Below are 24,334 nucleotides of genomic sequence, written 5' to 3' on the forward strand. Positions count from 1 at the left end.
GCCGTTCCGCGCACCATAGGCGGGGGCGCACGACGCCGTACAGGACGAGGCGTGCCAGGCGGCCACGACCGGCGAGGCATCAACTGAACCGGTTCGGCTCGCCTGGCGCCAGACCAGCGGGATCGCCGGAAAGGGCCGTCACCTGCGGTGGGCCGGCCCCGATGAAACGTTCACCCTCAGCCGACGACGACCTTCGCGGCCTCTCCGGCCGGACGGTCGGCGACGGCCGGATCCGCGACGGCCGGATCGGGGCCTGCCTGGTCCGGGGCGGGCAGGTCCCAGCCGGGCCGCAGGGAGTCCTCCGCCAGCGCCAGCAGGCTCTCGTAGCGTCCGGCGAGGGCCGCCGGGTCCTGAGGGCAGTCGCCGTAGCAGGCCATGGTCATCGCCAGGAACACCGAGACCACCAGCTGGGCGCGCAGGTCCGCGGGGCAGCGGCCCTGGCGGCGCGCGACCTCCGCGAGCAGCCGCCGCTCGTTGTGGACGATCAGCCGCATCCGGCTGGCGACCAGGGCGGGAGTGGTCTGGATGAGCCGCTGCACCTTCAGCAGGCGGCTCGCGTCGGTCTCGTCCAGTTCGCGCAGGAGCGCCAGGCGCGCCCGTCCGGTCCTGACCAGGGCCGTGAACGGCGACTCCGACTCCGGCCGCTCGGCCAGCGCGGCCAGGAACGCCTCCTGCTCCTCGGCCGGGAGGCAGAGGGCGACCTCCTCCTTGGAGGAGAAGTACCGGAAGAACGTGCGGGTCGAGACGTCCACCTCGGCGGCGATCTGGTCGACCGTCGTCGCCTCGTAGCCCTGGGACAGGAAGAGGTCGATACCCGCGTCCAGCAGAGCGGTCTTGGTCCGCTCCTTCTTACGCTCCCGGAGACCCATGGCCGTCACCTCCTCGAAACGCTCGGTTCACGTACCGTCAGATGTCACCGTATGTCGGATAAAACAATTTGTCATCTGTCATCGCGTGACATAAATTGCAGAGCGTTGACCAGAGGTTTTGATAAGGGGGACCATCATGGCTCAGGCGCTCGCCGTCGACTCCGACGCACCTCCAGCTGAGGGGCGGCAACGCCCCGGGCTCACGCTACTCGCCGTCTCGCTCGGTGTGATCATGGTCATGCTCGACGCGACCGTGGTCTCCATCGCGAACCCCGTCATCGGCGTCGACCTGAAGGCGTCGCTGTCCGACCTGCAGTGGGTCACCAGCGGCTACCTGCTCGCGCTGGCGGTCTTCCTCATCACGGCGGGCAAGCTCGGCGACCTGTTCGGGCACAAGCGCGTTTTCCTCATCGGCGTGGCCGGCTTCGCGCTCACGTCGCTGGCGATCGGCCTGACGTCGTCCATCGGCATGCTCATCGCGTTCCGCGTGCTGCAGGGCCTGTTCGGCGCGCTGCTCCAGCCCGCCGCGCTCGCGCTGCTGCGCTCCGCCTTCCCCGGCGAGCGGCTCAACATGGCGATGGGCGCCTGGGGAGCGATCATCGGCCTCTCGAGCGCCGCGGGCCCGATCGTCGGCGGCCTCCTCGTGGAGAACGTGAGCTGGCAGTCCGTCTTCTTCATCAACGTTCCGGTCGGCGTGGCGGCCCTGGCGTTCGGCCTGTGGGCGCTGACGGAGAGCAGGGCCAAGACGCTGTCGAGGGTCGACTGGCTGGGCGTCGTGATGTTGTCAGGGGCGATGTTCGCCCTGGTGTGGGCCATCATCAAGGCTCCCGAGTGGGGCTGGGCCGACGCCCGGACCATCGGCTTCCTGGCCGCCGCCGTCCTCATCGGCGCGGGCTTCCTGTTCTGGCAGACGAGGGTGAGCGAGCCGCTGCTGCCGCTCAGCCTGTTCCGGAACGTCTCGGTCTCGGTCGGAACGCTGCTGATGATCCTCATGGCGTTCTCGATGTTCGGCGCGATGTTCTTCCTCACGTTCTTCTTCCAGGGCGTGCACGGCCTGAGCCCGCTCCAGTCCGGCCTGCGCATGCTCCCCATGAGCGCCGGCATGATCGTGGCGTCCCCCATCGCCGGCATGCTGATCGGCAAGCTGGGCGCGAAGTTCACCATCACGGGCGGCATGGTGATCACCGCGGTCGCGATGTTCCTGATGTCGCGGCTCAGCCTCGAAGCGACCTTCCAGGACAGCGCGATCCCGTTCGTGCTGCTGGCCTTCGGCCTCTCGCCGGTTTTCGTGGGGGCCACCGAGATCATCGTGGGCAACGCTCCCGAGGAGCTCAGCGGCGTCGCGGGCGGCGTGCAGAACTCCGCCATGCAGGTGGGCGGCGCACTCGGCACCGCCGTCCTCGGCGCGGTCGTGTCCGGCGAGGTGGCGAGCGTGCTGCCCGGCTACCTCGGCCCGGCCGCCGCGTCCGTCACCCCCGCCCAGATGGAGGGCCTGAAGGGGCTCGCCTCGGTGGGCATGGCCCCGCCCGGGCTCACCGGTCCGGCCGCGAAGATCATCACTGACGCCTCGCACCTGTCCTTCATGGACGGCCTGCACCTCGGCTTCATGGTGAGCACGGGCGTCGCCGTCGTGGCCGCCCTCCTGGCCCTGCTCGTCAAGGCGGGACGGAAGACGGAGGGTGTCGCGGTCCACATGGGTTGATACGGCGCGGGCCCATACAGCGTGCGCCCTTGCTTGTACGGGCCGTTGCTGTACGGGCCCAAGCTGTGTGGGCCCAAGCTGTGTAGCCCAAGCTGTGTAACCCAAGCTGTGTGGCCCCTGCCTGGGCCGCCCGGGAGAGCTGGGGAAGTTCGGGGGGCGCGGCAGCCGCGCGGGCCCGCCGCGCTCAGTAGACTCGGTGAGCGTGAGCAGCACGAAGACTCTTCCCGAGAGCGAAGTAACGCCGAGGCTGTCGCACGGCGACGGCGACCACGAGCGCTTCTCGCACTACGCCGACAAGAACAAGATCACGGAGAGCTACGTGACCGGCGCGCCGGTCCGTGCTCTGTGCGGCAAGGTGTGGGTGCCCAGCCGGGACCCGAAGAAATACCCGGTGTGTCCGGAGTGCAAGGAAATCTACGAGGGGCTGCCGAAGGGCGAACCCTCCGGCGAGTGAGTGTCGGTACGGGACGGTGATCCCTCGGGCGGCTAGCGTCAGGCTCCTGACCAGTCGTATCGGGGGAACGAATGGCCCGGCGCGCGCTCGCCGTCTTCCTTGCATGCCTGTTCGCGTACGGCGGCGCCGGCACTGTCGGCACCGCCGCGCGCGCGGCCACCCGCCCGTCGGGTGCCGCCTCGCAGCCCGCGTCGTCCATGTTGCCCGCGGGGCGCTGGGGAGCCCATTATCCCGGTGCGCCGTACGCCGATCCGGCCCCGCGCGCCGTCGTCGACGACCGGCGGAAGGCCGGTACAGGCCGGTCGCCCCGCGACGCCGCCTGCCTCGCGCCCGCCTCACGACTGCGAGCGGCAGATCCATCTCGCTCGGCCGCGCAGTCCCGCCCGTCCGAGCCGCACGACCGGCCGGCTGATCGGCCGGACGGGCAGGCATCAGCCGCCGAGCGGATCGTCGTCCGGGTGTGGGTGCACATCATCAAGGACGGCGCCCTCGGACTGCCGGACACCGCCGTGCCACGCCAGATCAGCACGCTCAACGCCGCCTACGGCGGCAGGTACGGAGGCGTGGACACCAAGGTCACGTTCTCCCTCGCCGGGGTCACCCACACGAACAACCGATCCTGGTTCCGTGATCCCCTGGGCAACGAGTCGGCGATGAAGACCAAGCTCCACGTCGGCGGCCCGGAGACGCTCAACCTCTACATCGCGCAGCTCGGGGAACTGGTCCTCGGTTACGCCACCTACCCCAACTGGTACCGGGAGCAGCCACTCCTGGACGGCGTCGTGATCGACTGGCGCAGCGTTCCGGGTGGCCCGCTGCGGTCGTTCGGGCGCGGCTTCACCGCGGTCCACGAGATCGGCCACTGGCTTGGCCTGCTCCACACCTTCGAGAACGGATGCCGCCCGCCGGGAGACTCCGTGGACGACACGCCCCCAGAGGCGTACGCCACGACGGGCTGCCCGGCCCGCAAGAACACCTGCGGCGCCGTCGGCGAGGATCCGACGCACAACTACATGGACTACGGCCAGGACCGGTGCATGCGCGAGTTCACGGCTGGCCAGGCGCTGCGAATCCAGCAGCTATGGGACATCTACCGCCGCCCCGGGACGGCCGCCCAGCCAACGCAACTAGACGCGACCGGGCCAGACGTAACCGGGCCTGACGCGACCGGGCTGGAGGGCACCAGTCCGCACACCACTACTGCCGACTCCGTCTAGATGTCCGTCTGGATGTCCGTCTAGATGATCGATGCCAGGGCGGCTGGTCGCGTTCGCCGGCTGTAGGTCGCTGGATCGGTTGGCCGCTAGCTGTCGTTGTGCTCGACTGCCGCAATGCCGAATAGCCGATGTGGGTGTCCTTCCTCGGGAAGCATCGTTCGGCGGGGTCGTGAGTTGAGCATGCTTCGCGGCCCGGCGTCGCGCTCTGGCCTCGCACTGCCTCCGCCTGGGCGTTCGTCTATTCCGGGTGCCTTGTCCCGGCGTCTTCCCGCGGTGTCTCCCCTCGGTGTCTGTCCTGGGCGCCTGTCCCGGATGCCTGTCCCGGGTGCCTGGCCCGGTGTTCTGCTCGGGGTGTTCACCCCGGGCGTTGGCGAGTGCCGGGTTCGTGGCTGCTGCGTTCGTATCTTCGGCGGTTGGGGTGGTGGGTGAGGGTCCAGGTGCCGTTGGGGTTGCGGTGGGTGGTGTAGCGGTCGGGGTGGGTGAATTTGTCGCGGTTGTGGAAGGTGCAGGCGGGGGCCAGGAGGTCGAGGTTGGTGACGCCGTCGTCGATCCAGCCGTGGACGTGGTCGACTTCGGCCATGGTGGCGGGGATCGGGCAGCCCTGGCAGTAGCAGGTGGCGTACTGCGCCAGCAGGGCTTTGCGCTGAGCCGGGGTGGCCAGCCGCACCGAACGCCCCATGTCCAGAACCTGGCCCTTGGCGTCCATCACCATCCGAGTCAGGCGCGAGGTCCGCGCCAGGCGGTGGACGTCGCTGACCGGCAGCAACTGCCCGGTCGCCACCAGCAGCCCGGGAGCCAACCGGTTGGGGGCATGCCCGCAGGTGCGGCACGCGTCAGCGCGCGTTCCGCCGCTGGACTGTGGCCGCCCCTGCGCCCGCCCATCCGCGCCCGCGCCCGCGCCCGCGCCCGCACCTGCGTCTGCGGCAGTGGCAGCGGCGGCGGGCATGCCGTCCCTGCGGTCGCCGGAACGCGGGCCGTCGGCAGGCCACGCGGCATCGTCAGAACCCGCACTATGGTCGGGCTCTGCGGCGTGGGCAGGTCCCCGGGCATGGCCAGGACCCACGTGCTCGATAGCGGCCTCGGGTGGACCCTCCTCGGGAGGAGCCGCCTCCTCGTGTGGACCCTCCTCGGGAGGAGCCGCCTCCTCGTGTGGACCGTCTCGGCCCACACCGGCCGTGGGAGGCGCCACATCATCGCCGCGCGTACGCGCCGCACTGGTGGAGCTGCGTGCGCCCGTCGTCCGGCTGGCGCCCGCTGCGGTGTTCTGGGTCGTGGGATCGGTTGTGCCGATCGTTGTGCCGGGGCCGGGGCCAGGGCCAGGGCCAGGGTCGGAGGCGGGATCCTGGTCCGTGCCGGGCATGCCGCTCGCACCTGGTGACGTGTCCGGACCGGGGTTCCGTGTGCCGGTGGGGGCGAGGATGTCGTCGGGGATGGATTCGGCGCGGACCATGACGATGAGTTCGGTGGAGACCTTCTCACTCAGCAGGGCCGAGAACGCGTCGGCCTGGCGCACGCGTAGCGGCCGGTCGTCGTCCTTGTCCTTCGGGCGGGCATAGGAAGTCAAAAACGCCCGTAGCCGAGCCGCGGCCTCTCGTGGCAGGCGGAACTCGCCTTCCACGCCACCGGTGCTGGACGGGCGGACCAGCAGGAACCGGGACGCGTAGTCGTCCTCGCACTCCTCGACCAGCGCGCCGGGGTCGAGGATCTCCCGGATGTAGCGGCCGGCCTTGGCCACCTCCGCGCAGGACGCGCTGTCGGACAGCTGCAGCAGGATCGGCTCGGCTTCGGTCGCCTGCGTGTCGGTCAGTTTGGTCGTCACCGTGGTGATGGCGTCCACCGCTCCGCCGGACAGGGACCCGGCCCGGTAGCGGGCCTTCACCTGCGGGAGGCGGGCCACCTCGCCGGAGATCCGCAACCACCGCGACGCCTGCGCACCCGTCATCCCCGGACCACGCCGCACCACCACCGGCACCCCCTGCGCGCCAGGCGTTCCCGGCGCCTCCGCGCCGCTCTCCGCCGACGCAGACGCGCCCGGGGCAGACGCGCCGGGTGCGGGAGTGTCCAGCGCAGACGCGCCCGGTGCAGGGGTTCTCGGTGGGGGAGTGCTCGGTCTGTCCGAGCGGAGCCATGAGGCGGTGGAGGCGTGCCCGTACGCCTTTGCCTCACCGGTGATATGCACCTGATGCAACAGCGCCGCGAACACCGAACCCAACAGGTCTATCGCTTGGATCACCTTCTCGGCCCGTTCCAAGCACACCGCCGCGCTGTCCGGTCGCCCGGCACGCGCCAACCGGGCGGCCAGTTCCACCAAGGTGTCCGCGACATCGTCTTCAGTGTCACGGGTAACAAGGCCGGGTTCCGTGGCTGCCGGAGCTGCCGTCGGCTGCGTCGCCGTTTCCGGAGCCGATTCCGCATCGCTCCGGGCGTCCCCCTGATGCGCGTCGCCCGCATCCGGCTCGGCCCCGCCCCGCTCTGCGCCCGGCGGCCCGGCCGGCCGTCCCTGCGAGGGGAAGCGAGGATCCAGACAGGTGCCCGCGAGCAGGGGCGGGACCGGCATCCCGTCCGCAGGGACACGAGCATCAGGGACACGAGCATCAGGGACACGAGCATCAGGGACACGAGCATCAGAGACAGATGAGCCGAGGAGTCCGGCATCGCGCTCGGCCTCGGGGGCCACGGGCATCGTGACGACGTCCGTGTCGCTGGAGCCGGTGACGCCACCGAAGCCGGAGTCGTGAGCCGCCGTCACAGAGGCACCTCCTGCCCACCGTTGGTCCGATCATGTGTTCGATACATTACCGACCGTGGCCGATAGGAGTCAGAGAAACCCTCAACTAGAGCTCCAACCAGTTCGGGGTCATGGCTGATGACTGCCGAGGGATTCGGCCCGGCGCAGAACCATGGATGACCACCAGACCGGCAGACAAGACCTGCACACCGGGCCGGGACCACCGGCACCGCCTCCCGGCCCCGCGAGGGCGAATCCGAACTGGTCGCAGCGCGGTTGGACGGCACGGGTTGACTGGCATGTCGCGGATGTGGCTAACTCCACAGCAGCGCTCGCGGCCCCCGGCGCCCGCCGGCCGCGTCGCGCGCCTGGCGGGACGGCCCGGGAGGCTTCGTGGACGATCAGTGGACCCGCCGGGTCTGGCCCCCACCGGGGAGCGAGACGTGGGAGGCGGCAGGGGAGGACCTGCCTCCCTCCGCCCATCGTTACGGCGCGCCCGCTCCGCCGCCGCGGCGGCGGCCGAGCCTGCTTCGGCGGCTGCTCGTCGCCCTGCTCGCACTGGTCGCGTCGGCGTCCGTGATCGGCGCGATCGTCGTCACGGTCCTGCGGGGCGCCGAGGATCCGCCACCCACCGTCGTCTCGGACCGGCTGGCCGGGGTGACCTATCCGCTCCCGCCCGGCTGGGCCGAAGGCGTGGTGGCCCCCGTCACCGGCTTCACATCCGTCGCGGCCCACGGCGACCTGGCGACGGTCATGGCGCGCCCCGGTGAGGGTGTGGACCCGCCCAACCTGCGCTCGGCCGTCATCGACCTGAGCGAGCTGTACGCCCGGCTGCTGCTCCAGGGCGACGACGTCGAGGTGGTCGACGATCGGGCGGTCACCGTGAACGGCCGGCCGGGCCACACACGGGCCGTACGGGCGACCTACAGCGACGTGGTGAACGAACCGGCGTTCATGCGGGTGACCCTGCTCACCCGTCCGGACGGCCGGAGCACGGTCATGCTGGGGCTCGCCCATCCCGACGATCAGCGGGCGCGGGCCGACATCGTCGCGGTGATCTCGGGCGCGACCTGAGCCGCGCACCGGGTGGGACATCGGGTCGCGCACCGGGTCGCGCACTGGGCCGCGCACTGGGCCGCGCACTGGGCCGCGCACTGGGCCGCGCACCGCGCCCCGCATCGAGTCGGGCACCGGGTGACGCACCGGCTCGGACATCGAGCCGCGTACTGAGTCGCGCCCCGTGGACATGGCCCGCCGCGGATGCTTCGCTGTCGATCGGGGCGTACCGCGCCGAGACGATGAGGGAGACGGCCCGTGTCGCTGAAGTCCTATGGAGTGCTGACGGGAGTCGTGGCCGACACCCGGCGGGAGGGGGCCACGGACACCCCGCACTACCAGATCCACGTGGTCGACGACGCCGGCACCCACTATCGGGTGGCGGTCAACGTGAAGTCCGCCGAGTCGCCGTCCGAGCTGCTCTATCTGGTGGCCGACGACTTCCGGCATCCGCTGCTCGACCGGCTGCCGGCCGCGGGATCCGGCTGGACGCCGCTGCCGCCGGGGCCGGACACGGCGAGCGTCGACTACATCCGGGGCAACCTGTTCGACCCGTCGGGCATGCGGCCGCTGCCGCCGGAGGTGACGGGGCCGGACAACGATCTCGCCGATCTGCTGGACCACTACGTGCAGAAGGCCCGGAACGACCCGCGGGCCACGCTCTACGCGTTCGGTGAGCGGTGGGGACCGGAGACCGGCGTGCCCGACAAGGTCTTCGGGTTCCGGCCGGGCAACGGCGTGCACGACGTGCACATGAACCAGGGCAACGTCCCCAGTTTCGCGCGCGACGACGGCGTGTGGCAGGACGGGGCCCTGCTGATCCACTTCGCCGCCGAGTCTCGCTGGGTCGCGGTCTTCCTGGCCTTCCAGAGTCAGGCCTGGCACACCGACGACGTGACCGGCCACAGCCTCGACGCCCTCGGAAAGGGCGTCGGCATGCGTCCCGAGACGGGGGGCGAGGAGCCGGTCCGGATCGTGGCCGCGCTGGTCAACCCGATCGGGCCCGCGCCGGAGGTGGAGACGGTCACACTGATCAACACCACCGCCGGGCCGATCGACCTGACCGGCTGGCGGCTGGCCGACCGCGGGAAACACAGCTGTCCGCTGCCCGCCGTCGTCCTCGCTCCGGGCGCGACCCTGGCGACGACCCTCACCGACGGAGTCGTCCTCGGCAACGGCGGCGGCATCGTCACCCTGCTCGATGCCCAGGGGCTCAAGGTGCACGGCGTGTCCTACTCGGCCGACCAGGCCCGCGCCGAAGGACGCACCATCGTCTTCTGACAACAGCGTCTTCTGACAACAGGCCACGGCCTTCTCTTCCGTCGTTTCGGAAAACAGGCCATTATCCGACTACGGCGCCATCGTCCCGATAATGCCGGAAAATATGGCAGCAAAGGGATAGGTCGCCATTTGGCGCTGCGCTTTGAGATAGGCGGGGCATCTGTTTGCCGTCCTCCGGCAGGTGTCGTGCCGCCCATGATTTCCCCGGCGGGTAATTTCGGGCTCGCATCGCACGAAACCGCGGTGACCCGGAAAGACCAATTCTCATCATTGGGGGGAAATCAAGTGATTTCTCGTAAGTGCAGCTCGGCATCAGGCTCGCGTACGGCCGGTCGCCTGCTGGCGTGGGGTGCCGCGGCGACGGTCGCGTGCGCGACCATGGGCCTGGGCTCGGCCGCGGCCGGAGCGGCCACCGAGAACACGGCCGCCGTCAACCACCAGGTCCAGGCGCAGCCGCAGTGGCTGGACTCGACGTTCATGGTCATTCCCGCCACCAACGCGAACACTCCGGGACGCGTCTTCCGGGTGTCGGCCAACGGCGGCATTCCGTGGATCCTGGACCCCAACACCGGCGTGTGGCAGAACCTCCGCGGGATCCAGGGCAGCCAGGGCGCCACGGTGGTGAACATCACCGTGGCGAACAGGACGCCCATGGCGAGCGAGGTGGGCGTCGACGCGTCCCTGGTGATCACCGCGCGGACGTCGGACTCCCAGATCTGGCAGACCACCTGCAGGTGGGGCACCGCCACGGGCACGTCGCCGCTCCCGGCCACCACCACGGCCACGTTCTTCCCGAACTCGCCGAACCTGACGCCGCCGTGCGGCCCCAACTGGGTGCCCGCCGGCTCCGTCTGAGCCGCTGTCCAGATCTCTTCCAGGCAGTGTCCAGGCAGCGTCCAGGCAGCGTCCAGGCAGCGTCCAGGCAGCGTCTAGGCAGCGTCTAGGCGGCGCCTAGGCGACATCCGGACGGCGTCCAGGCGCCTCCGGGCAACCGTCCGGACGCGCCGGTCTGGGCGCTGTCCGGCACCGCCGGACCACCACCAGGGCGGACGCCCCCCGATGCCTTACGGTGTCGGCGGGTGTTCCGCCCTGGTCGGCGTCCGGCCCCTGTCCGCTCCTAGCGCAACGGGCCGTCCGTGGCCAGGATCATGGTCGAACGGCATGTCTTGTCAGCCGGTCGGGCTACTCTGAGGTCACTGTGAGGGACCGAACCGATAGAGACAGCAGTGTTCCGGGGAGCCAGGGGAGGCGTCGTTGAGCGTTTCGGCCGCGTCCCACCTTTCCCCCTCCTATCCCGACCGGGCCGCCTGGGGCACCGCGCCCAAGCTGCGCGCGTGGCAGCAGGAGGCGTTCGACCTCTACATCCAGCGTGAGCCGAGAGACTTCCTCACGGTCGCGACGCCCGGGGCGGGCAAGACGACATACGCGCTGCGTATCGCCAGCGAGCTGCTCAGCCGGGGGGTCATCCGCGCCGTGACGATCGTCACGCCCACCGAGCACCTGAAGCGGCAGTGGGCCGACGCGGCGGCGAGGGTCGGCATCGGCATCGACCCCGAGTTCAAGAACAGCCAGGGCACCACCTCGCGCGACTTCACCGGCGTGGCCGTGACGTATGCCCAGGTCGCCATGCATCCGGCGCTGCACCGTGCCCGCACCGAGGTGCGCAAGACTCTGGTGATCTTCGACGAGATCCACCACGCGGGCGACGCGAAGTCGTGGGGCGACGGCGTCCGCGAGGCGTTCGAGCCCGCGACGCGGCGACTGGCGCTGACCGGCACGCCGTTCCGGTCCGACGACAGCCCGATCCCCTTCGTCTCGTACGTGGAGGACGCCGAGGGCGCGCTGCGCAGCGTCTCCGACTACTCCTACGGCTACGGTCCGGCCCTGGCCGACGGCGTCGTGCGGCCGGTCATCTTCCTGGCGTACTCGGGCGAGATGAAGTGGCGCACCCGCGCGGGCGACGAGATCACCGCGACGCTGGGCACGCCGCTGACCAAGGACCAGCTCTCCCAGGCCTGGCGGGCCGCCCTCGACCCGAAGGGCGACTGGATCCGGCAGGTCATCCACGCGGCCGACCGGCGGCTGACCGAGGTGCGCAGGGGAGTCCCCGACGCGGGGGGCCTCGTCATCGCCTCCGATCACGAGTCGGCCCGCGCCTACGCCCGCCACATCCGGGCGGTCACCGGAGAGGGCGCGCAGGTCGTGCTCTCCGACGACCCCGGGGCGTCCAAGAAGATCAAGGATTTCGCCTCCTCCGAGGCCAGATGGCTGGTCGCGGTCCGGATGGTCTCCGAGGGCGTCGACATCCCCAGGTTGGCAGTCGGCGTGTACGCCACCAGCACGTCGACCCCTCTGTTCTTCGCCCAGGCCGTGGGCCGTTTCGTCCGGGCCAGGAAGCGGGGGGAGACGGCGTCGGTGTTCCTGCCGTCCGTTCCCATCCTGATGGGCCTGGCCGGCGAGATGGAGGCCGAGCGCGACCACGTCCTCGGCCGGCGACGCGACGAGGACGGGCTCGACGATCTGCTTCTGGAGCAGGCGCAGCAGGAGAAGAAGCAGCCGGACGCGCTCGGCGAGGAGTTGCCCTTCCAGACTCTGGAGGCCAGCGCCACGTTCGACCGGGTGCTGTTCGACGGCGGCGAGTTCGGCACCGCGGCGGCCCCGGGGTCGCCGGAGGAGGAGGACTTCCTCGGCCTGCCCGGCCTGCTCGAACCCGACCAGGTGGCGTCGCTGCTGCGCAAGCGGCAGGCCGACCAGCAGGCCGCCCGGCGCCGGGCCAAGCCCGAGGCGCAGGAGCCGGAGGCGCTCGCCCCGCACGAGCAGATCCAGGAGCTGCGCAAGGAGCTCAACGGGCTCGTCGGCGCGTGGAACCACCGCACCGGCCAGCCGCACGGCGTGATCCACGCGGAGCTGCGCCGCGTCTGCGGCGGCCCGGCCATCGCGCAGGCCACGGCCGAGCAGGTGCGGGATCGGATCAACATGATCCGGAAGTGGGCGGCCCAGCGGCGGTAGCCGCGCGCGCCCACTGGGCCTACATGCCGGCGGGCCTGGGCTTCTGCCGGATCACCCGGCCGGTGTGCCCGTTGACCGCGACAAGGTGGGCGTGATGCCTGATCGGCCGGGTGAGGCGGACGTCGAGTGAGGCCGTGTCGCCCGTCACCCGGACGGGCAGGGTCCGCGCCCCCTTCCGGTGGTGTCCGGGCGTGCCCTCGTGCACCCACAGCCGGAGCCGTCCCCCGGCGTGCCGCAGGGCGACCGCCGCCACGTCGCACTCGCCGACGGCGGCGGGCCAGTAGACCGTCACTCCGGTGAGTATCCGGCCGCGCAGCGAGAGCCGTACGGCCTCGGGGACGGGCACCCGGGAGGCGCAGCCCGAGGCGGCGTCGGTGGCGTCCTGGGGCGAGAGGGGAGCGGCCGGCGCGGCGTCCGGCCCGGCGGAGCCTCCCGCGCCCGCGACGGTCTCCGGCGTGGTGGCGGCGCCGGAGCGCGCGAGGACGGACGGCGCCGGGCGCGGCGCCTGCTCGGCGAAGCCGAGGACCATGGTGGTGGCCTGCAGCGACGTCAGCACGAACACGGCGAGGCCGCGCAGGGGCCTCGACCGGTGCGGGCCGAACAGCAGCCACACGCAGACCGGGGTCAGAACGAGCCAGGACAGGCCGAGCATGATCGCGAGCATCGGGACGCCAATCGACGGACATCAGTCGCTCTAGGTAATACACCAGTTACGCGCTGTGGTGAAGCCTTGGCGTGCCGCGCGTCGGGCCGAGATCGCGGAAGGCGCCCGGCGCCGCCTGGACCCCACCCCGCCTGAGGAACGGGAGGACGGCGGGTCAGGAGCGGACGACGGGTGCGCCGGAAAGCTCCACTCCGGCCGCGGCGAGCTCGGTGAGGGCGGCGTCCGTGGTCGCCCGGGACACCCCGGCGGTCAGGTCGAGCAGGACCCGGGTGCGGAAGCCCGCGCGGGCCGCGTCGAGGGCGGTCGCCCGTACGCAGTGGTCTGTGGCGATCCCGACCACGTCGAGCGCCTCGACGCCGCGCTCGCGCAGCCAGCCGGCGAGCCCGGTGCCGTCACCGGCCGCGCCCTCGAAGCCGCTGTAGGCCGCCTGGCGCTCGCCCTTGCTGAAGACCTCCTCGATCTTCGCGGTGTCGAGGCCGGGATGGAACGCGGCCCCGGGCGTGCCGACGCGGCAGTGGACCGGCCAGGTGTTCACGTAGTCGGGCTCGTCGGAGAAGTGGGTGCCTGGGTCGACGTGGTAGTCGCGGGTGGCCACGACGTGGTCGTACTCCCGGGTCAGCAGGTGACGGCCGATGTCCGCGGCGACGGCCGAGCCGCCCGCGACCGGCAGGCCGCCGCCCTCGCAGAAGTCGTTCTGGACGTCGACGACGACGAGCGCTGTCTTCATGGCATCCCCTCGGGCGCGATCGTGGAAGACCGGCGTCGTCCTCATGCGCCGGTCTCCCACGATCAATTGAAGATAGTAGGGACTGCGGGGTCTCCAGGGGAGAGGCTGCGCGCCTCCATTGGCAATTCGGTCAGGGCCGACCGGTGTCGTTCGCGGGCGGCGTCGAGGGGTTCGCGGCCGATCACGCGGCCGTCGCGCACGAGTTCGGCCAGCAGCGGGCGGTCGTCGCCGTCCACCGGGGCGGTCGTGACGATCTCCCCGGTGGCACGGCCGTTCTCCGTCCGGCGATAGGCCCATTTGCGCCCGCCCTTGCTCGGCTTGCCCACCGAACGTTTGGCGACCGGGGTCATCTCGCCCGCCGCGTTCTCGCGGGCGACGAGCTTGTAGACGAGGCTGGCCGTGGGGTGGCCCGAGCCCGTCGCGAGAGCCGTCCCCACGCCGTACGCGTCGACGGGGGCGGCCGCGAGGGCCGCGATGGCGAACTCGTCGAGGTCGCCGGTGACGACGATGCCGGTGCGCCGCGCGCCGTACTCGTCGAGCCGCCGCCGCACGTCGACGGCGACGGCGGCCAGGTCGCCCGAGTCGATCCGCACCGCCCCCAGTTCGTCGCCGGCCACTTCGACGGCGGTCCGTACGGCCGCGGCGACGTCGTAGGTGTCCACGAGCAGGGTCGTGCCGAGCCCCTGGGAGTCGAGCTGGGCCCGGAACGCCTCCTTCTCGGAATCGTGGAGCAGCACGAACGCGTGCGCGGCCGTCCCCGCGGTCGGCACGCCGTACCGGCGCCCGGCCATGAGGTTGGACGTGGAGGAGAAGCCGCACAGGTAGGCCGCCCGGGCGGCGGCGACGGCGGCGGCCTCATGGGTGCGGCGCGAGCCCATCTCGATCAGCGGGCGGCCGCCGGCCGCCCCGGCCATCCGGGAGGCCGCCGCGGCGATCGCGCAGTCGTGATTGAGGATCGACAGGATCACCGTCTCCAGCAGCACGGCCTCCGCGAAGGTGCCCTCCACCACGAGGATGGGCGATCCGGGGAAGAAGACCTCGCCCTCGCGGTAACCGTGGACGTTTCCGGAAAACCGGTAATCGGCGAGAAACGCCAGAGTGCGGTCGTCGACGATCCCCTCCGCGGCCAGGAACTCCAGATCGTCGTCCTCGAATCGGAACGCCTCCAGTGCGTCGAGCACGCGGTCGGTACCCGCGATCACCCCATATCGCCGCCCTCCGGGCAGCCTACGGGCGAAGACCTCGAAGACGGCCCCGCGGTGGGCCGTGCCCGCGGCCAGCGCGGCCTGCAGCATGGTCAGCTCGTATCGGTCCGTCAGCAGCGCGGTGGCGTAGGTCTGCGGCGCGTTCTGCGGCACGTTCTGAGACACGTGTCGAAGACTACGACCGGCGTGGTGCAGGATGGTGACGTGGGTAGTACCGCTCCAGTGGAGATCGAACGCCCGGCGTCGGACGTCCGTCCCGACGTGCCGTGGGTCACGATCGTGTGGAACGACCCGGTCAACCTGATGTCGTACGTCACCTATGTCTTCCAGACGGTGTTCGGCTATCCCCGGTCCAGGGCCGAGAAGCTGATGATGGACGTCCACCAGACGGGGAAGGCCGTGGTCGCGAACGGCACCCGGGAGGAGATGGAGCGCGACGTCCAGATCCTCCACTCCTACGGCCTCTGGGCCACCGTCCAGCGGGACTCGTAGCCGGGAAAGGGCACATGAGCACCGGTTTCAAGGCGACGCGCCAGGGCGTCTCGGTTCACCTCGACGCGGGCGAGGTGTCGATCCTGCGCAATCTCGTCACCCAGGTCCTCGGTCTGGTCGAGCCCGGGTCGACCGGCGACGATCCGCTCGAGCGCGCGCTCGGCATCGGCTCGGTGGCCCCGCCGATCGACCCGGTGCTCGCGCGCCTGTTCCCCTCGGCGTACAGCGACGACGAGGAGGCGTCGGACGAGTTCCGCCGCTACACCGAGGCGACCCTGCGGGACGGCAAGCGGGCCGACGCGACCACGGTGCTGGAGACGGCCGCGCCGGGACGGCTGGAGCTCACCGCCGAGCAGGGGCAGGCGTGGCTGCGGGCGATCAACGACATCCGGCTCGCGCTGGGTGTGCGCCTGGAGGTCACTGAGGCGATTCACGAGGAGATCGCGGAGATGTCCGAGGACGATCCGCGCTATCCGGCGCTGGTGACGTACGACTGGCTGACCTACCTGCAGGACACCCTGGTCCGAGCGCTTTGGTAGTTTTCCCGCATGCTGACGATCTCGCGCGAACTGGTCGACAAGGTCGTGGCCCACGCACGGGCCGACCACCCCGACGAGGCCTGCGGCGTCATCGCCGGGCCGGTCGGGTCCGACCGTCCTGAACGCTTCGTCCAGATGGAGAACGCCGAGCGGTCCCCGACGTTCTACCGGTTCGACTCGCTGGAGCAACTGCGGGTCTGGCGGGAGATGGACGACCGCGACGAGGTGCCCGTGGTGATCTACCACTCCCACACGGCCACCGAGGCGTACCCCTCACGCACCGACATCAGTTACGCCTCCGAGCCGGACGCCCACTACGTGCTGGTGTCCACCGCGTTCGACGAGCCGCAGTTCCGTTCCTTCCGGATCCTCGACGGCGTCGTCACCGAGGAGGAAGTCAAGATCGTTGAGGTGTACGGCTAAACTGGCCGCATGCCCAACGATGACGCTCGTCCCGTGTCGTCACCGGCTGTCCCGCGTCGCCGGGGTCGTCCCGGATCTCCTGTTCAGCTGTTCCTTTTCGCGCACACGCCGTCCGTCGTCGTTTACGACTGTCGCTGAGCGTCCCGCGCCGGAATCCCCGCCCACCTGACCCCGTTCAACTCAGGTGGACGCTCACAATCATGACGACCACTGATCAAGGAGATTGAGCCGCGATGGCCATCGAGGTCCGCATTCCGACCATCCTGCGCAACTACACCGACGGCGCCAAGGCGGTCAACGCCACGGGAGCCACCCTTGAGGAGCTGATCGGCGACCTGGAGGCGCGCCACCCCGGCCTGCGTGACCGGCTGGTCGACGCCGCGGGTCTGCGCCGGTTCGTCAACGTCTACCTCAACGACGAGGACGTCCGCTTCCTGGGCGGGCTCGGCACTCCCGTCTCCGACGGCGACACGGTGACCGTGCTGCCCGCCGTGGCCGGTGGAGCGCGCTAGATGCGCTTCGACTCACTGATCGACTCGGTCGGCCGGACGCCGCTGGTGGGCCTGCCGCGGCTGTCGCCCTCGGCGGAGGTACGGATCTGGGCCAAGCTGGAGGACCGGAACCCGACCGGGTCGATCAAGGATCGGCCGGCCCTCTGGATGATCGAGCAGGCCGAGAAGGACGGGCTGCTCACGCCCGGCTGCACGATCCTGGAGCCGACCTCCGGCAACACCGGCATCTCGCTGGCCATGTCGGCGCGGCTCAAGGGTTACCACTTGATCTGCGTGATGCCGGAGAACACCTCGGAGGAGCGCAGGCAACTCCTGCGCATGTGGGGTGCGGAGATCATCTCCTCGCCGGCGGCGGGCGGGTCGAACGAGGCCGTCCGGGTCGCGAAGGGGCTGGCCGCCGAGCACCCCGACTGGGTGATGCTCTACCAGTACGGCAACCCGGCCAACTGGCGGTCGCACTACGAGTCCACCGGGCCGGAGATCCTCGCCGACCTGCCGACCGTGACCCACTTCGTCGCGGGTCTCGGCACCACGGGCACCCTCATGGGCGTCGGCCGGTTCCTGCGCGAGCGGGTGCCGGGCGTGAAGATCGTCGCCGCCGAGCCCCGGTACGGCGAGCTGGTCTACGGGCTGCGCAACGTCGACGAGGGATTCGTCCCGGAGCTGTACGACGAGTCCGTGCTCACCACGAGATATTCGGTCACCTCGGCCGACGCCCTGCGCCGCACCCGGGAGCTGCTGGCGACCGAGGGCATCTTCGCCGGGATCTCCACCGGTTGCGCGCTTCACGCCGCGCTCGGCATGGCCCGCAAGGCCGTCGAGGCGGGGGAGCGGGCGGACATCGTCTTCGTCGTCGCCGACGGCGGCTGGAAATACCTCTCGACGGGTGCGTACGAGGGAACCCTCGGCGAGGCCGAGGACCGCCTGGAGGGCCAGCTCTGGGCCTGATCCCGATCACGCCGATCGCGACCCGGACAGGACCCCGGACAGAACTACCAGTACGACGCGCCGACGGCGCCGTCCCGCTGCGGGGACGGCGCCGTCGGCATGTCGGCCCGGGTCTGCCCGGTCCGGACAGGCTCAGTTGAACACGACGCGCAGGGAGAAGGTCGTCTCGTCGGGAGACTGCCGGCCGCTCAGTCCCACGGCCCGCAGGGTCTGCACGTCCGCCCGCTCGCTCTCCGGAACGTCGGACAGGTAGAACTTCTCCACCTTGTCGAGGTCCGCGTAGGCGGCGTAGGTGGCGTCGCCGGCGTCGGGGACGGCCAGCCGGAACGTGTCGCCGTCGCCCAGCGTGCCGGCCTTGGTCAGGGTGTCGGCGTACTCCTGCGTGCTCGCCACGACGAGCCGGTCGTCGCCGTTGGCGCGGGCGAACTTCATCGGCGTGCCGGAGTCGGCGAGGAACTTCTCCACCTTGTCGAGCACCGCCCCGGCCTTGGCGGGGTCGGTGTCGAGGACGGCGCCGACGTTGGGCTGCTCACCGCTCAGGCCCTGCTCGTCGAGGGCGACGCTGACGCCCTTGCCGAGGAAGGTCACGAGGTCGTCCGGGAGCGACAGGCCGTACCGCTGCCTGGCCTCCTGGACGAACCGGGTGAAGCCCTCGCCGCTCACGCCGGAGGCGGCCTTCTCGATCTGCGGCCACTGCTGCGAGACAACGTCGCCGAGGCCGGAGACCGCGACCGCGCCCACGGTCGAGGCGGGCAGTTCGCCGATCTTCACCGGCTCCGGCTGGGCGCGGGACGCCGCGCTCCCGCCGCGGGCGAGACCGGCGAGCTCCGCGTAGCTCCCGTCGAAGCGCAGTGCGCCGGCGACGTGGACGCCGCGGACGGCGTCGAGCACGGCGGCGTCGGCGTCGGCGGTCGATCCGGCCGCCGCGCCGACCTTCTCCAGGTCGGTCCAGAAGGACAGCACGCCCTGCTCTCCGAGGGCCGCCACATCGTCGGCGAAGGCCGGGGTGTCGGTGAGCGGCGTGGCCTTGGCGTAGGTGTCGGCCAGGTTCTGCGCCTGCGCGACGATCGCGTAACCGTCGCGGAACGCGACGCCGATGTCCTTCGCGCCGCCGGCCAGCTTGGCGAGGCCCTCGCGGGCGGCGTTCTCGTCCTTCACCTGGACGGCCACGGCGACGCCGGGCTCCTCGCCCTTGGCGGCCGGGGCGAGCACGGCGACGCCGATCCGGTCGCCCAGCCAGGGCTCCACGTCCTTGGCGTAGTCGACCTTCGACAGCTCGCCGTCGTTCTGCCTGAGCAGGTTGAAGAGCGCCTGGCGGGGGTCGTCGCCCGTGAAGGACCGCTTGGTGACGGAGAACTTCCTGGCGATCTGGAACAGCGCGATCTTCTGGCCGGCGGACGGGTCGAGGTCGAGCCGGACGTAGGCGATGGCGTTCCCCGGCAGGACGTCCTGCGGCTGCGAGCCGCCGCCGCTGAGCAGGGACACGGCGTAGACGCCGCCTCCTCCCACGACGGCCACGAGGATGGCGGCCACGATGGCGATGATCCAGCCGCGGCTCCCGCGGCGGGGGGGCGGGGCGGGCTCGCCGGGGACCGTGCCGTATCCGATCACCTCGGGCTGGTCCCACTCGGGCATGCGCTGGGTCCGCAGGGCGTCCGCGCCCGGCGCGGGCTGCGCACGGGGGCCGCGGTACGCGATGGTGCGGTCGAAGTCCTGATTGCCCGAGAATGGGTCGTCCGGTGCGGAATTGCCCGGAAAGGGAGGGCCGGCGGGCGGCATGTCGGAGGGCATGTCTCACTCACTTGGGGGGATTCGTTGAGGACGTCCCGACTTTACGGTCACTTACTAGCGATCCGCTTGCATACGGCTTGATCCGCTTAAATCCGGGTCGCCGGGCTAAAGTGACAACAGAACATCATTCCGGAGAAGCGGGGGAACGCGTGACCAAGTTCGACGAGGCGACCCAGGTGATCCGCGTCGACGAGCGGACCTACGACGTGTGCCTCGACGACGGCTACTCGCTCGGCGGCCCGCTCAACGGGGGCTACCTGCTGGCGACCGTGCTGCGGGCGGTGGTCGACTCCTCGCCCCACGACCATCCCGTCTCGACGAGCGCCCAGTTCCTCCGCGCGCCCCGGCCGGGGCCGGCCCGGGTGGAGGTGGAGGAGCTCAGATCCGGCGGCACCGTGACCGTGACCCGGGCGCGGCTCGTCCGGGACGGCACGGCGTTCGTGGAGACGCTGGTCACCACGGCGAGCCTGGACGGGGACGCCGAGCCCGCGTGGACCGGGCGGCCGCGGGTGCGCATGCCCCCGCCGGAGGAGTGCGTACGCCTCCCCGGCCCTCGCCCAGACTCGAACATGAACTTCGGCGCCCAGGTGGACCTGCTGTTCGACCCCGCCACGATCGGCTGGGTCTCCGGCGCCCCCAGCGGCCGGCCGGAGTCGCGGGCCTACTTCCGGCTGGCGCAGCCCCAGGACCCCGACCCGTACGTGCTGGCGCTGGCGGTGGACTCGCTCCCACCGGTCGTGTTCTCCTCCGGCGCGCGGGGGTGGGCGCCGACCGTGGAACTCACCTGGCACCTGCGGGCCCTGCCCGCGCCGGGCCCGCTCACGCTGCTCGGCAGCGGGCGGCTCGTCAGCGACGGCTGGTTCGACGAGGACGTCGAGGTGTGGGACTCCGCCGGACGGCTGGTCGCGCAGTCACGCCAGCTCGCCCTGGTGGGCCGGCGGGGCGCCTGATCGGGCCCGTCCCGGGCGGCTGGGCGCGGAGCCCGGCGGCATGGCACACTTACCCCCCGTGTCGGATCAGAACGTGACGGACCCCCCGGAAAGCCCCCACTTCATGGACGAAGAAGACCGCCGGCACGTCCGCGACCGGGTGATCTTCTTCTCCGACGCGGTGATCGCCATCGCGATGACCCTGCTCGCGCTGGAACTCCCCGTGCCCCACGGGGAGACGAACACCGAGGTCTGGCACGCGTTCCTGGACCTGCTCCCGGACGACTACCTGAACTTCCTGATCAGCTTCGGGGTCATCGGCGCGTTCTGGATGGCCCACCACCAGTACTTCCGCAAGATCCATGTGGTGGACGCCACCCTGCGGCGGCTCAACCTCTGCTGGCTCTTCCTCGTCGTGGTCGTGCCCTTCGCCACCCGCGTGAACAGTGAGGACGGGCGGTTCGTGCTGGGCCCGGTCCTCTACGCCCTCGTCATCAGCGGGATCGCGCTGCTCCTGGTGCAGATGGCGCGGCACGCCGTCCACGCCGGGCTGCTGCGCGCCGACGCGTCCGCGCACCCGATGCTCAGGCTGCTGGCCGGCGCGGGCGCGGCGGCCGGGGTGTTCCTCGTCTCGATCCCGGTGAGCTTCTTCAGCCCTTCGCTGGGCAAATACTCCTGGCTCCTCACGATCGTCGTGTCGCGCGCCGCGTACCAGGTCGCGTACCGCGTGTCCCGGCGGCACGAGGCCTGACCGCGCCCCGGCGCGTGTTGTGAGGATTCTTACCGTGAGCGCCGGAGATCCGTCCCCTAACCTTGGGAACCGTGCCGAACAACAGCAGCGCCATCGGGATCTTCGACAGCGGGGTGGGCGGGCTCACCGTCGCCCGCGCGATCATCGATCAGCTCCCGCACGAGTCGGTCCTCTACGTGGCCGACACGGCGCACCAGCCGTACGGGCCGAAGAGCATCGCCCAGCTCCGCGCGTACGCCCTCGAGGTGATGGACCACCTCGTCGAGCATGACGTCAAGATGCTCGTGATCGCCTGCAACAGCGCGAGCGCCGCGGTGCTGCACGACGCCAGGGAACGCTACTCCGTCCCGGTCGTCGAGGTCATCCAGCCCGCCACCCGCCGCGCGGTCAAGGCGACCAGGAACGGCAAGGTCGGCGTGATCGGCACCCGCGCCACCGTCGAGTCCATGGCGTACCACGACGCGTTCGCGGCCGCCCCCCACGTCGAGCTGGTGGCCGTCGCCGCGCCGCTGCTGGTGGAGTTCGTGGAGCGCGGTGAGACGATGAGTGACGACCTCATCGAGGTGATCAGGGGCTACCTCAAACCCGTGCGGGACGCCGGCTGCGACACCCTGATCCTCGGCTGCACCCACTACCCGCTGCTGACCGGCCCGCTGTCGTACGTCGCGGGCGACGGGGTGACGCTGGTGTCGAGCGCCGAGGAGACCGCCAAGGACGTCTACCGGATCCTGCACGACCGGGGCCTGTCCAACGGAGTCACCACGCCCCGGCACACCTTCCGGGCCACCGGGGACACCGTGCTCTTCGAGCGGCTCGGCCGCCGGTTCCTCGGTCCGGAGATCGCCGACGTCGAGCCGGTGCCGAGGCCGGAGAACGAGACGGACGGATCCGGCATTGGGGGTTCGCTGTGAAAGTGACCATCGTCGGCTGCTCCGGGAGCTTCCCCGGGCCGGACAGCCCGGCCTCCTGCTACCTGGTTGAGGCCGAGGGCTTCCGGCTCCTCCTCGACCTCGGCAGCGGCGCGCTCGGGGCGCTGCAGCGGCACACCGGCCTCTACGACGTCGACGCCGTCCTGCTCTCGCACCTGCACGCCGATCACTGCCTCGACCTGTGCGCTTACCACGTGGTTCGCACCTACACGCCCGAAGGGCCGCTGCCCAAGGTGCCCGTGCACGCCCCGGCAGGGGCCTCCGCCCGGCTCAACGCGGCGTACGCCATGCCGGACGAGCCGGTGCTGGAGAACTCCTTCGACTTCCACCGGCTCTCGCCCGGGGTGCGCCACATCGGCCCGTTCGAGGTGACCGCGGCGCCGATGAACCATCCCGTCGAGACGTACGGCTTCCGCGTGTCCCACCGGGGCCGCTCGGTCGCCTACTCCGCGGACACCGGCGAGTCGGCCGAGCTGGTGAAGCTGGCCCACCAGGCCGACCTTCTGCTGTGCGAGGCGTCCTTCGTCGAGGGCCCGGGACTGCCCTCCGGGCTCCACCTGACCGGTCGCCAGGCGGCCGAGCACGGCGCCATGGCCGGGGCGGGCACGCTGGTCCTCACGCACCTCGTTCCCTGGTACGACCGGGCGCGGGTGCTGGAGGAGGCCTCGGGCGGCGGGTTCCGCGGCAGGCTGGAGCTGGCGCGGAGCGGGGCCGTCTATGACCTAGGGTGACCCCTATGGCTCGTACCAACGGTCGCCGACCGGATCAGCTTCGTCCCGTCACCATCACCAGGAACTGGCTCGCGCACGCCGAGGGGTCGGTCCTGGTCGAGTTCGGCGCAACCAAGGTGCTGTGCGCCGCGACCGTGGAGAGCGGGGTGCCCCGGTGGCGCAAGGGCAGCGGCCTCGGCTGGGTGACCGCCGAGTACGCGATGCTGCCGCGTTCGACGAACACCCGCAGTGACCGCGAGTCGGTCCGCGGCAAGATCGGCGGGCGCACCCATGAGATCTCCCGGCTGATCGGCCGGTCGCTGCGGGCCTGTGTGGACTACAAGGCCCTCGGCGAGAACTCGATCCTGCTCGACTGCGACGTGCTGCAGGCCGACGGCGGCACCCGCACCGCCGCCATCACCGGCGCGTACGTCGCCCTCGCCGACGCCGTCGCCTGGATGCGCGGACGCCGGATGTGCCCGGGAGACCCCCTGGTGAACTCGGTCGCCGCCGTCTCGGTCGGCGTGGTCGGCGCCGAGCAGCTGCTCGACCTCGACTACAGCGAGGACGTGAAGGCAGAGACCGACATGAACGTGGTGATGACCGGCCGCGGCGAGTTCGTCGAGGTGCAGGGCACCGCCGAGGGCGCGCCGTTCGACCGGGAGGCGTTGAACGCCCTGCTCGACCTCGCCGCCGGCGGCTGCGCCGACCTGACCCGCCTGCAGGCCGAGTCCCTCGCCGGGGCCGGGAAGGACGGGAAGGGCGGATCGGCATGACACGGGTGGTCCTGGCCACGCGGAACACCGGGAAGATCGTCGAGCTGCGCCGCATCCTGGCCGACGCCGGGGTGCCGGTCGAGCTGCTTGGCCTGGAGGACTTCCCGCACATCGGCGAGGTGGCCGAGACGGGCCTCACCTTCGCGGAGAACTCGCTGCTCAAGGCGCACGCCGTCGCGTCGGGGAGCGGACTGCCCGCCGTCGCGGACGACTCCGGCCTGTGCGTCGACGCGCTGAACGGCATGCCGGGGATCTTCTCCGCCCGGTGGGCCGGAGCGCACGGCGACGACAAGGCCAACCTCGACCTGCTGCTCGCGCAGATCTCCGACGTGCCCGACGGACGCCGCCAGGCGCACTTCGCCTGCACGGCCGCGCTCGCGCTGCCCTCGGGCGAGGAGCACGTCGTGGATGGCTCGGTGCACGGATTTCTCATCCGCGAGCCCCGGGGCGTCAACGGGTTCGGGTACGACCCGATCTTCGTGCCCGAGGGTGAGACCCGGACGACGGCGGAGATGTCCTCTGAGGAGAAGGACGCCATCAGCCACCGGGGCAGGGCGTTCCGCGCCCTCGCCCTGATCATGGCTGAGGTCCTGTCGTAATCCGCCCGTAAGACCTTCGTTCC

General features: G+C 71.1%; 24 protein-coding genes. 18 read left to right on the top strand and 6 right to left on the bottom strand.

Annotation, left to right across the window (positions count from 1 at the left end):
• Window positions 1-176 precede the first annotated feature (176 nt).
• The gene (locus tag JOL79_RS15545; protein ID WP_210156523.1) at window positions 177-869 is read right to left on the bottom strand and encodes a TetR family transcriptional regulator; all 693 of its coding nucleotides are present in this window, start codon (window positions 867-869) and stop codon (window positions 177-179) included.
• A gap of 136 nt (window positions 870-1,005) precedes the next feature.
• Between JOL79_RS15545 and JOL79_RS15550 the strand changes: the two genes are divergently transcribed.
• From JOL79_RS15550 to JOL79_RS15560, 3 genes are all read left to right on the top strand, one after another.
• A complete protein-coding gene (locus JOL79_RS15550) occupies window positions 1,006-2,571 on the top strand; it encodes a DHA2 family efflux MFS transporter permease subunit (RefSeq protein WP_210156524.1) in 1,566 nt (521 codons plus the stop codon).
• 196 nt (window positions 2,572-2,767) lie between these two features.
• The gene (locus tag JOL79_RS15555) at window positions 2,768-3,025 is read left to right on the top strand and encodes a DUF3039 domain-containing protein (RefSeq protein ID WP_210156525.1); all 258 of its coding nucleotides are present in this window, start codon (window positions 2,768-2,770) and stop codon (window positions 3,023-3,025) included.
• 71 nt (window positions 3,026-3,096) lie between these two features.
• Window positions 3,097-4,242: a zinc metalloprotease gene (locus tag JOL79_RS15560; protein WP_210156526.1), complete on the top strand. Its 1,146-nt coding sequence runs from the start codon at window positions 3,097-3,099 to the stop codon at window positions 4,240-4,242.
• A 355-nt stretch (window positions 4,243-4,597) separates the two neighbouring features.
• Here JOL79_RS15560 and JOL79_RS15565 read toward each other — a convergent pair whose 3' ends face one another.
• A complete protein-coding gene (locus JOL79_RS15565; RefSeq protein ID WP_307848550.1) occupies window positions 4,598-6,925 on the bottom strand; it encodes an HNH endonuclease signature motif containing protein in 2,328 nt (775 codons plus the stop codon).
• Between the two features lie 438 nt (window positions 6,926-7,363).
• Between JOL79_RS15565 and JOL79_RS15570 the strand changes: the two genes are divergently transcribed.
• The 4 genes from JOL79_RS15570 (at window position 7,364) to JOL79_RS15585 (ending at window position 12,316) form a co-directional block, all read left to right on the top strand.
• Entirely contained in the window at window positions 7,364-8,044 is a 681-nt protein-coding gene (locus JOL79_RS15570) for a hypothetical protein (RefSeq protein ID WP_210156528.1), read from the top strand.
• A gap of 240 nt (window positions 8,045-8,284) precedes the next feature.
• Entirely contained in the window at window positions 8,285-9,307 is a 1,023-nt protein-coding gene (locus tag JOL79_RS15575) for a DUF2278 family protein (protein ID WP_210156529.1), read from the top strand.
• A 285-nt stretch (window positions 9,308-9,592) separates the two neighbouring features.
• Window positions 9,593-10,162 carry a hypothetical protein gene (locus JOL79_RS15580; RefSeq protein ID WP_210156530.1) on the top strand — a complete coding sequence of 190 codons (570 nt, stop codon included), beginning with the start codon at window positions 9,593-9,595 and terminating at the stop codon, window positions 10,160-10,162.
• A 399-nt stretch (window positions 10,163-10,561) separates the two neighbouring features.
• Window positions 10,562-12,316 carry a DEAD/DEAH box helicase gene (locus JOL79_RS15585; RefSeq protein ID WP_210156531.1) on the top strand — a complete coding sequence of 585 codons (1,755 nt, stop codon included), beginning with the start codon at window positions 10,562-10,564 and terminating at the stop codon, window positions 12,314-12,316.
• Window positions 12,317-12,335: 19 nt separating this feature from the next.
• Here the strand turns inward: JOL79_RS15585 and JOL79_RS15590 are convergent, their stop codons facing one another.
• The 3 genes from JOL79_RS15590 to JOL79_RS15600 all read right to left on the bottom strand — a co-directional run bounded on the left by JOL79_RS15590 (window position 12,336) and on the right by JOL79_RS15600 (window position 15,077).
• Window positions 12,336-12,980, bottom strand: coding sequence for a hypothetical protein (locus JOL79_RS15590; protein WP_210156532.1), 645 nt, complete (start codon window positions 12,978-12,980; stop codon window positions 12,336-12,338).
• Between the two features lie 154 nt (window positions 12,981-13,134).
• On the bottom strand, window positions 13,135-13,707 hold the full coding sequence (locus JOL79_RS15595; protein WP_210156533.1) for a nicotinamidase: 573 nt from the start codon (window positions 13,705-13,707) through the stop codon (window positions 13,135-13,137).
• A 62-nt stretch (window positions 13,708-13,769) separates the two neighbouring features.
• Window positions 13,770-15,077 (bottom strand): nicotinate phosphoribosyltransferase, encoded by a 1,308-nt coding sequence (locus tag JOL79_RS15600; protein ID WP_307848535.1) that lies wholly within the window; start codon window positions 15,075-15,077, stop codon window positions 13,770-13,772.
• 39 nt (window positions 15,078-15,116) lie between these two features.
• Here JOL79_RS15600 and clpS point away from each other — a divergent pair, with 39 nt between their 5' ends.
• The 5 genes from clpS (at window position 15,117) to JOL79_RS15625 (ending at window position 17,826) form a co-directional block, all read left to right on the top strand.
• Window positions 15,117-15,404, top strand: a complete 288-nt coding sequence (gene clpS, locus JOL79_RS15605; RefSeq protein ID WP_210156534.1) for an ATP-dependent Clp protease adapter ClpS — start codon at window positions 15,117-15,119, stop codon at window positions 15,402-15,404.
• Window positions 15,405-15,418: 14 nt separating this feature from the next.
• On the top strand, window positions 15,419-15,943 hold the full coding sequence (locus tag JOL79_RS15610) for a DUF2017 domain-containing protein (RefSeq protein ID WP_210156535.1): 525 nt from the start codon (window positions 15,419-15,421) through the stop codon (window positions 15,941-15,943).
• A 9-nt stretch (window positions 15,944-15,952) separates the two neighbouring features.
• Window positions 15,953-16,366, top strand: coding sequence for a M67 family metallopeptidase (locus JOL79_RS15615; RefSeq protein WP_210156536.1), 414 nt, complete (start codon window positions 15,953-15,955; stop codon window positions 16,364-16,366).
• Between the two features lie 233 nt (window positions 16,367-16,599).
• Entirely contained in the window at window positions 16,600-16,878 is a 279-nt protein-coding gene (locus tag JOL79_RS15620; protein ID WP_210156537.1) for a MoaD/ThiS family protein, read from the top strand.
• Window positions 16,879-17,826: a PLP-dependent cysteine synthase family protein gene (locus JOL79_RS15625; protein WP_210156538.1), complete on the top strand. Its 948-nt coding sequence runs from the start codon at window positions 16,879-16,881 to the stop codon at window positions 17,824-17,826.
• 132 nt (window positions 17,827-17,958) lie between these two features.
• Here JOL79_RS15625 and JOL79_RS15630 read toward each other — a convergent pair whose 3' ends face one another.
• Window positions 17,959-19,617: a DUF3352 domain-containing protein gene (locus JOL79_RS15630; protein ID WP_210156539.1), complete on the bottom strand. Its 1,659-nt coding sequence runs from the start codon at window positions 19,615-19,617 to the stop codon at window positions 17,959-17,961.
• A gap of 149 nt (window positions 19,618-19,766) precedes the next feature.
• Here JOL79_RS15630 and JOL79_RS15635 point away from each other — a divergent pair, with 149 nt between their 5' ends.
• From JOL79_RS15635 to JOL79_RS15660, 6 genes are all read left to right on the top strand, one after another.
• Entirely contained in the window at window positions 19,767-20,567 is an 801-nt protein-coding gene (locus JOL79_RS15635; RefSeq protein ID WP_210156540.1) for a thioesterase family protein, read from the top strand.
• Between the two features lie 73 nt (window positions 20,568-20,640).
• Entirely contained in the window at window positions 20,641-21,297 is a 657-nt protein-coding gene (locus JOL79_RS15640; protein ID WP_210156541.1) for a TMEM175 family protein, read from the top strand.
• A 71-nt stretch (window positions 21,298-21,368) separates the two neighbouring features.
• Entirely contained in the window at window positions 21,369-22,208 is an 840-nt protein-coding gene (gene murI, locus JOL79_RS15645; protein ID WP_210156542.1) for a glutamate racemase, read from the top strand.
• Window positions 22,205-22,957, top strand: a complete 753-nt coding sequence (locus JOL79_RS15650) for an MBL fold metallo-hydrolase (RefSeq protein ID WP_210156543.1) — start codon at window positions 22,205-22,207, stop codon at window positions 22,955-22,957. Before murI ends, JOL79_RS15650 begins: the two co-directional genes overlap by 4 nt.
• A 5-nt stretch (window positions 22,958-22,962) precedes the next feature.
• Complete coding sequence (rph, locus tag JOL79_RS15655; RefSeq protein ID WP_210156544.1) at window positions 22,963-23,712, top strand: ribonuclease PH; 750 nt, start codon at window positions 22,963-22,965, stop codon at window positions 23,710-23,712.
• A complete protein-coding gene (locus tag JOL79_RS15660; RefSeq protein ID WP_210156545.1) occupies window positions 23,709-24,311 on the top strand; it encodes an XTP/dITP diphosphatase in 603 nt (200 codons plus the stop codon). Before rph ends, JOL79_RS15660 begins: the two co-directional genes overlap by 4 nt.
• Window positions 24,312-24,334: the final 23 nt, after the last annotated feature.

Source organism: Microbispora oryzae (genome assembly GCF_017896165.1).
Classification (GTDB): Bacteria; Actinomycetota; Actinomycetes; order Streptosporangiales; family Streptosporangiaceae; genus Microbispora; species Microbispora oryzae.

Coding starts and splice junctions, on each gene's coding strand:
- JOL79_RS15550 (WP_210156524.1), top strand. CDS start 1,006: ATGGCTCAGGCGCTCGCCGTCGACTCCGACGCACCTCCAGCTGAGGGG.
- JOL79_RS15625 (WP_210156538.1), top strand. CDS start 16,879: ATGCGCTTCGACTCACTGATCGACTCGGTCGGCCGGACGCCGCTGGTG.
- JOL79_RS15630 (WP_210156539.1), bottom strand. CDS start 19,617: ATGCCCTCCGACATGCCGCCCGCCGGCCCTCCCTTTCCGGGCAATTCC.
- JOL79_RS15620 (WP_210156537.1), top strand. CDS start 16,600: ATGGCCATCGAGGTCCGCATTCCGACCATCCTGCGCAACTACACCGAC.
- JOL79_RS15660 (WP_210156545.1), top strand. CDS start 23,709: ATGACACGGGTGGTCCTGGCCACGCGGAACACCGGGAAGATCGTCGAG.
- rph (WP_210156544.1), top strand. CDS start 22,963: ATGGCTCGTACCAACGGTCGCCGACCGGATCAGCTTCGTCCCGTCACC.
- JOL79_RS15610 (WP_210156535.1), top strand. CDS start 15,419: ATGAGCACCGGTTTCAAGGCGACGCGCCAGGGCGTCTCGGTTCACCTC.
- JOL79_RS15545 (WP_210156523.1), bottom strand. CDS start 869: ATGGGTCTCCGGGAGCGTAAGAAGGAGCGGACCAAGACCGCTCTGCTG.
- JOL79_RS15590 (WP_210156532.1), bottom strand. CDS start 12,980: ATGCTCGCGATCATGCTCGGCCTGTCCTGGCTCGTTCTGACCCCGGTC.
- JOL79_RS15615 (WP_210156536.1), top strand. CDS start 15,953: ATGCTGACGATCTCGCGCGAACTGGTCGACAAGGTCGTGGCCCACGCA.
- JOL79_RS15595 (WP_210156533.1), bottom strand. CDS start 13,707: ATGAAGACAGCGCTCGTCGTCGTCGACGTCCAGAACGACTTCTGCGAG.
- JOL79_RS15565 (WP_307848550.1), bottom strand. CDS start 6,925: ATGCCCGTGGCCCCCGAGGCCGAGCGCGATGCCGGACTCCTCGGCTCA.
- JOL79_RS15560 (WP_210156526.1), top strand. CDS start 3,097: ATGGCCCGGCGCGCGCTCGCCGTCTTCCTTGCATGCCTGTTCGCGTAC.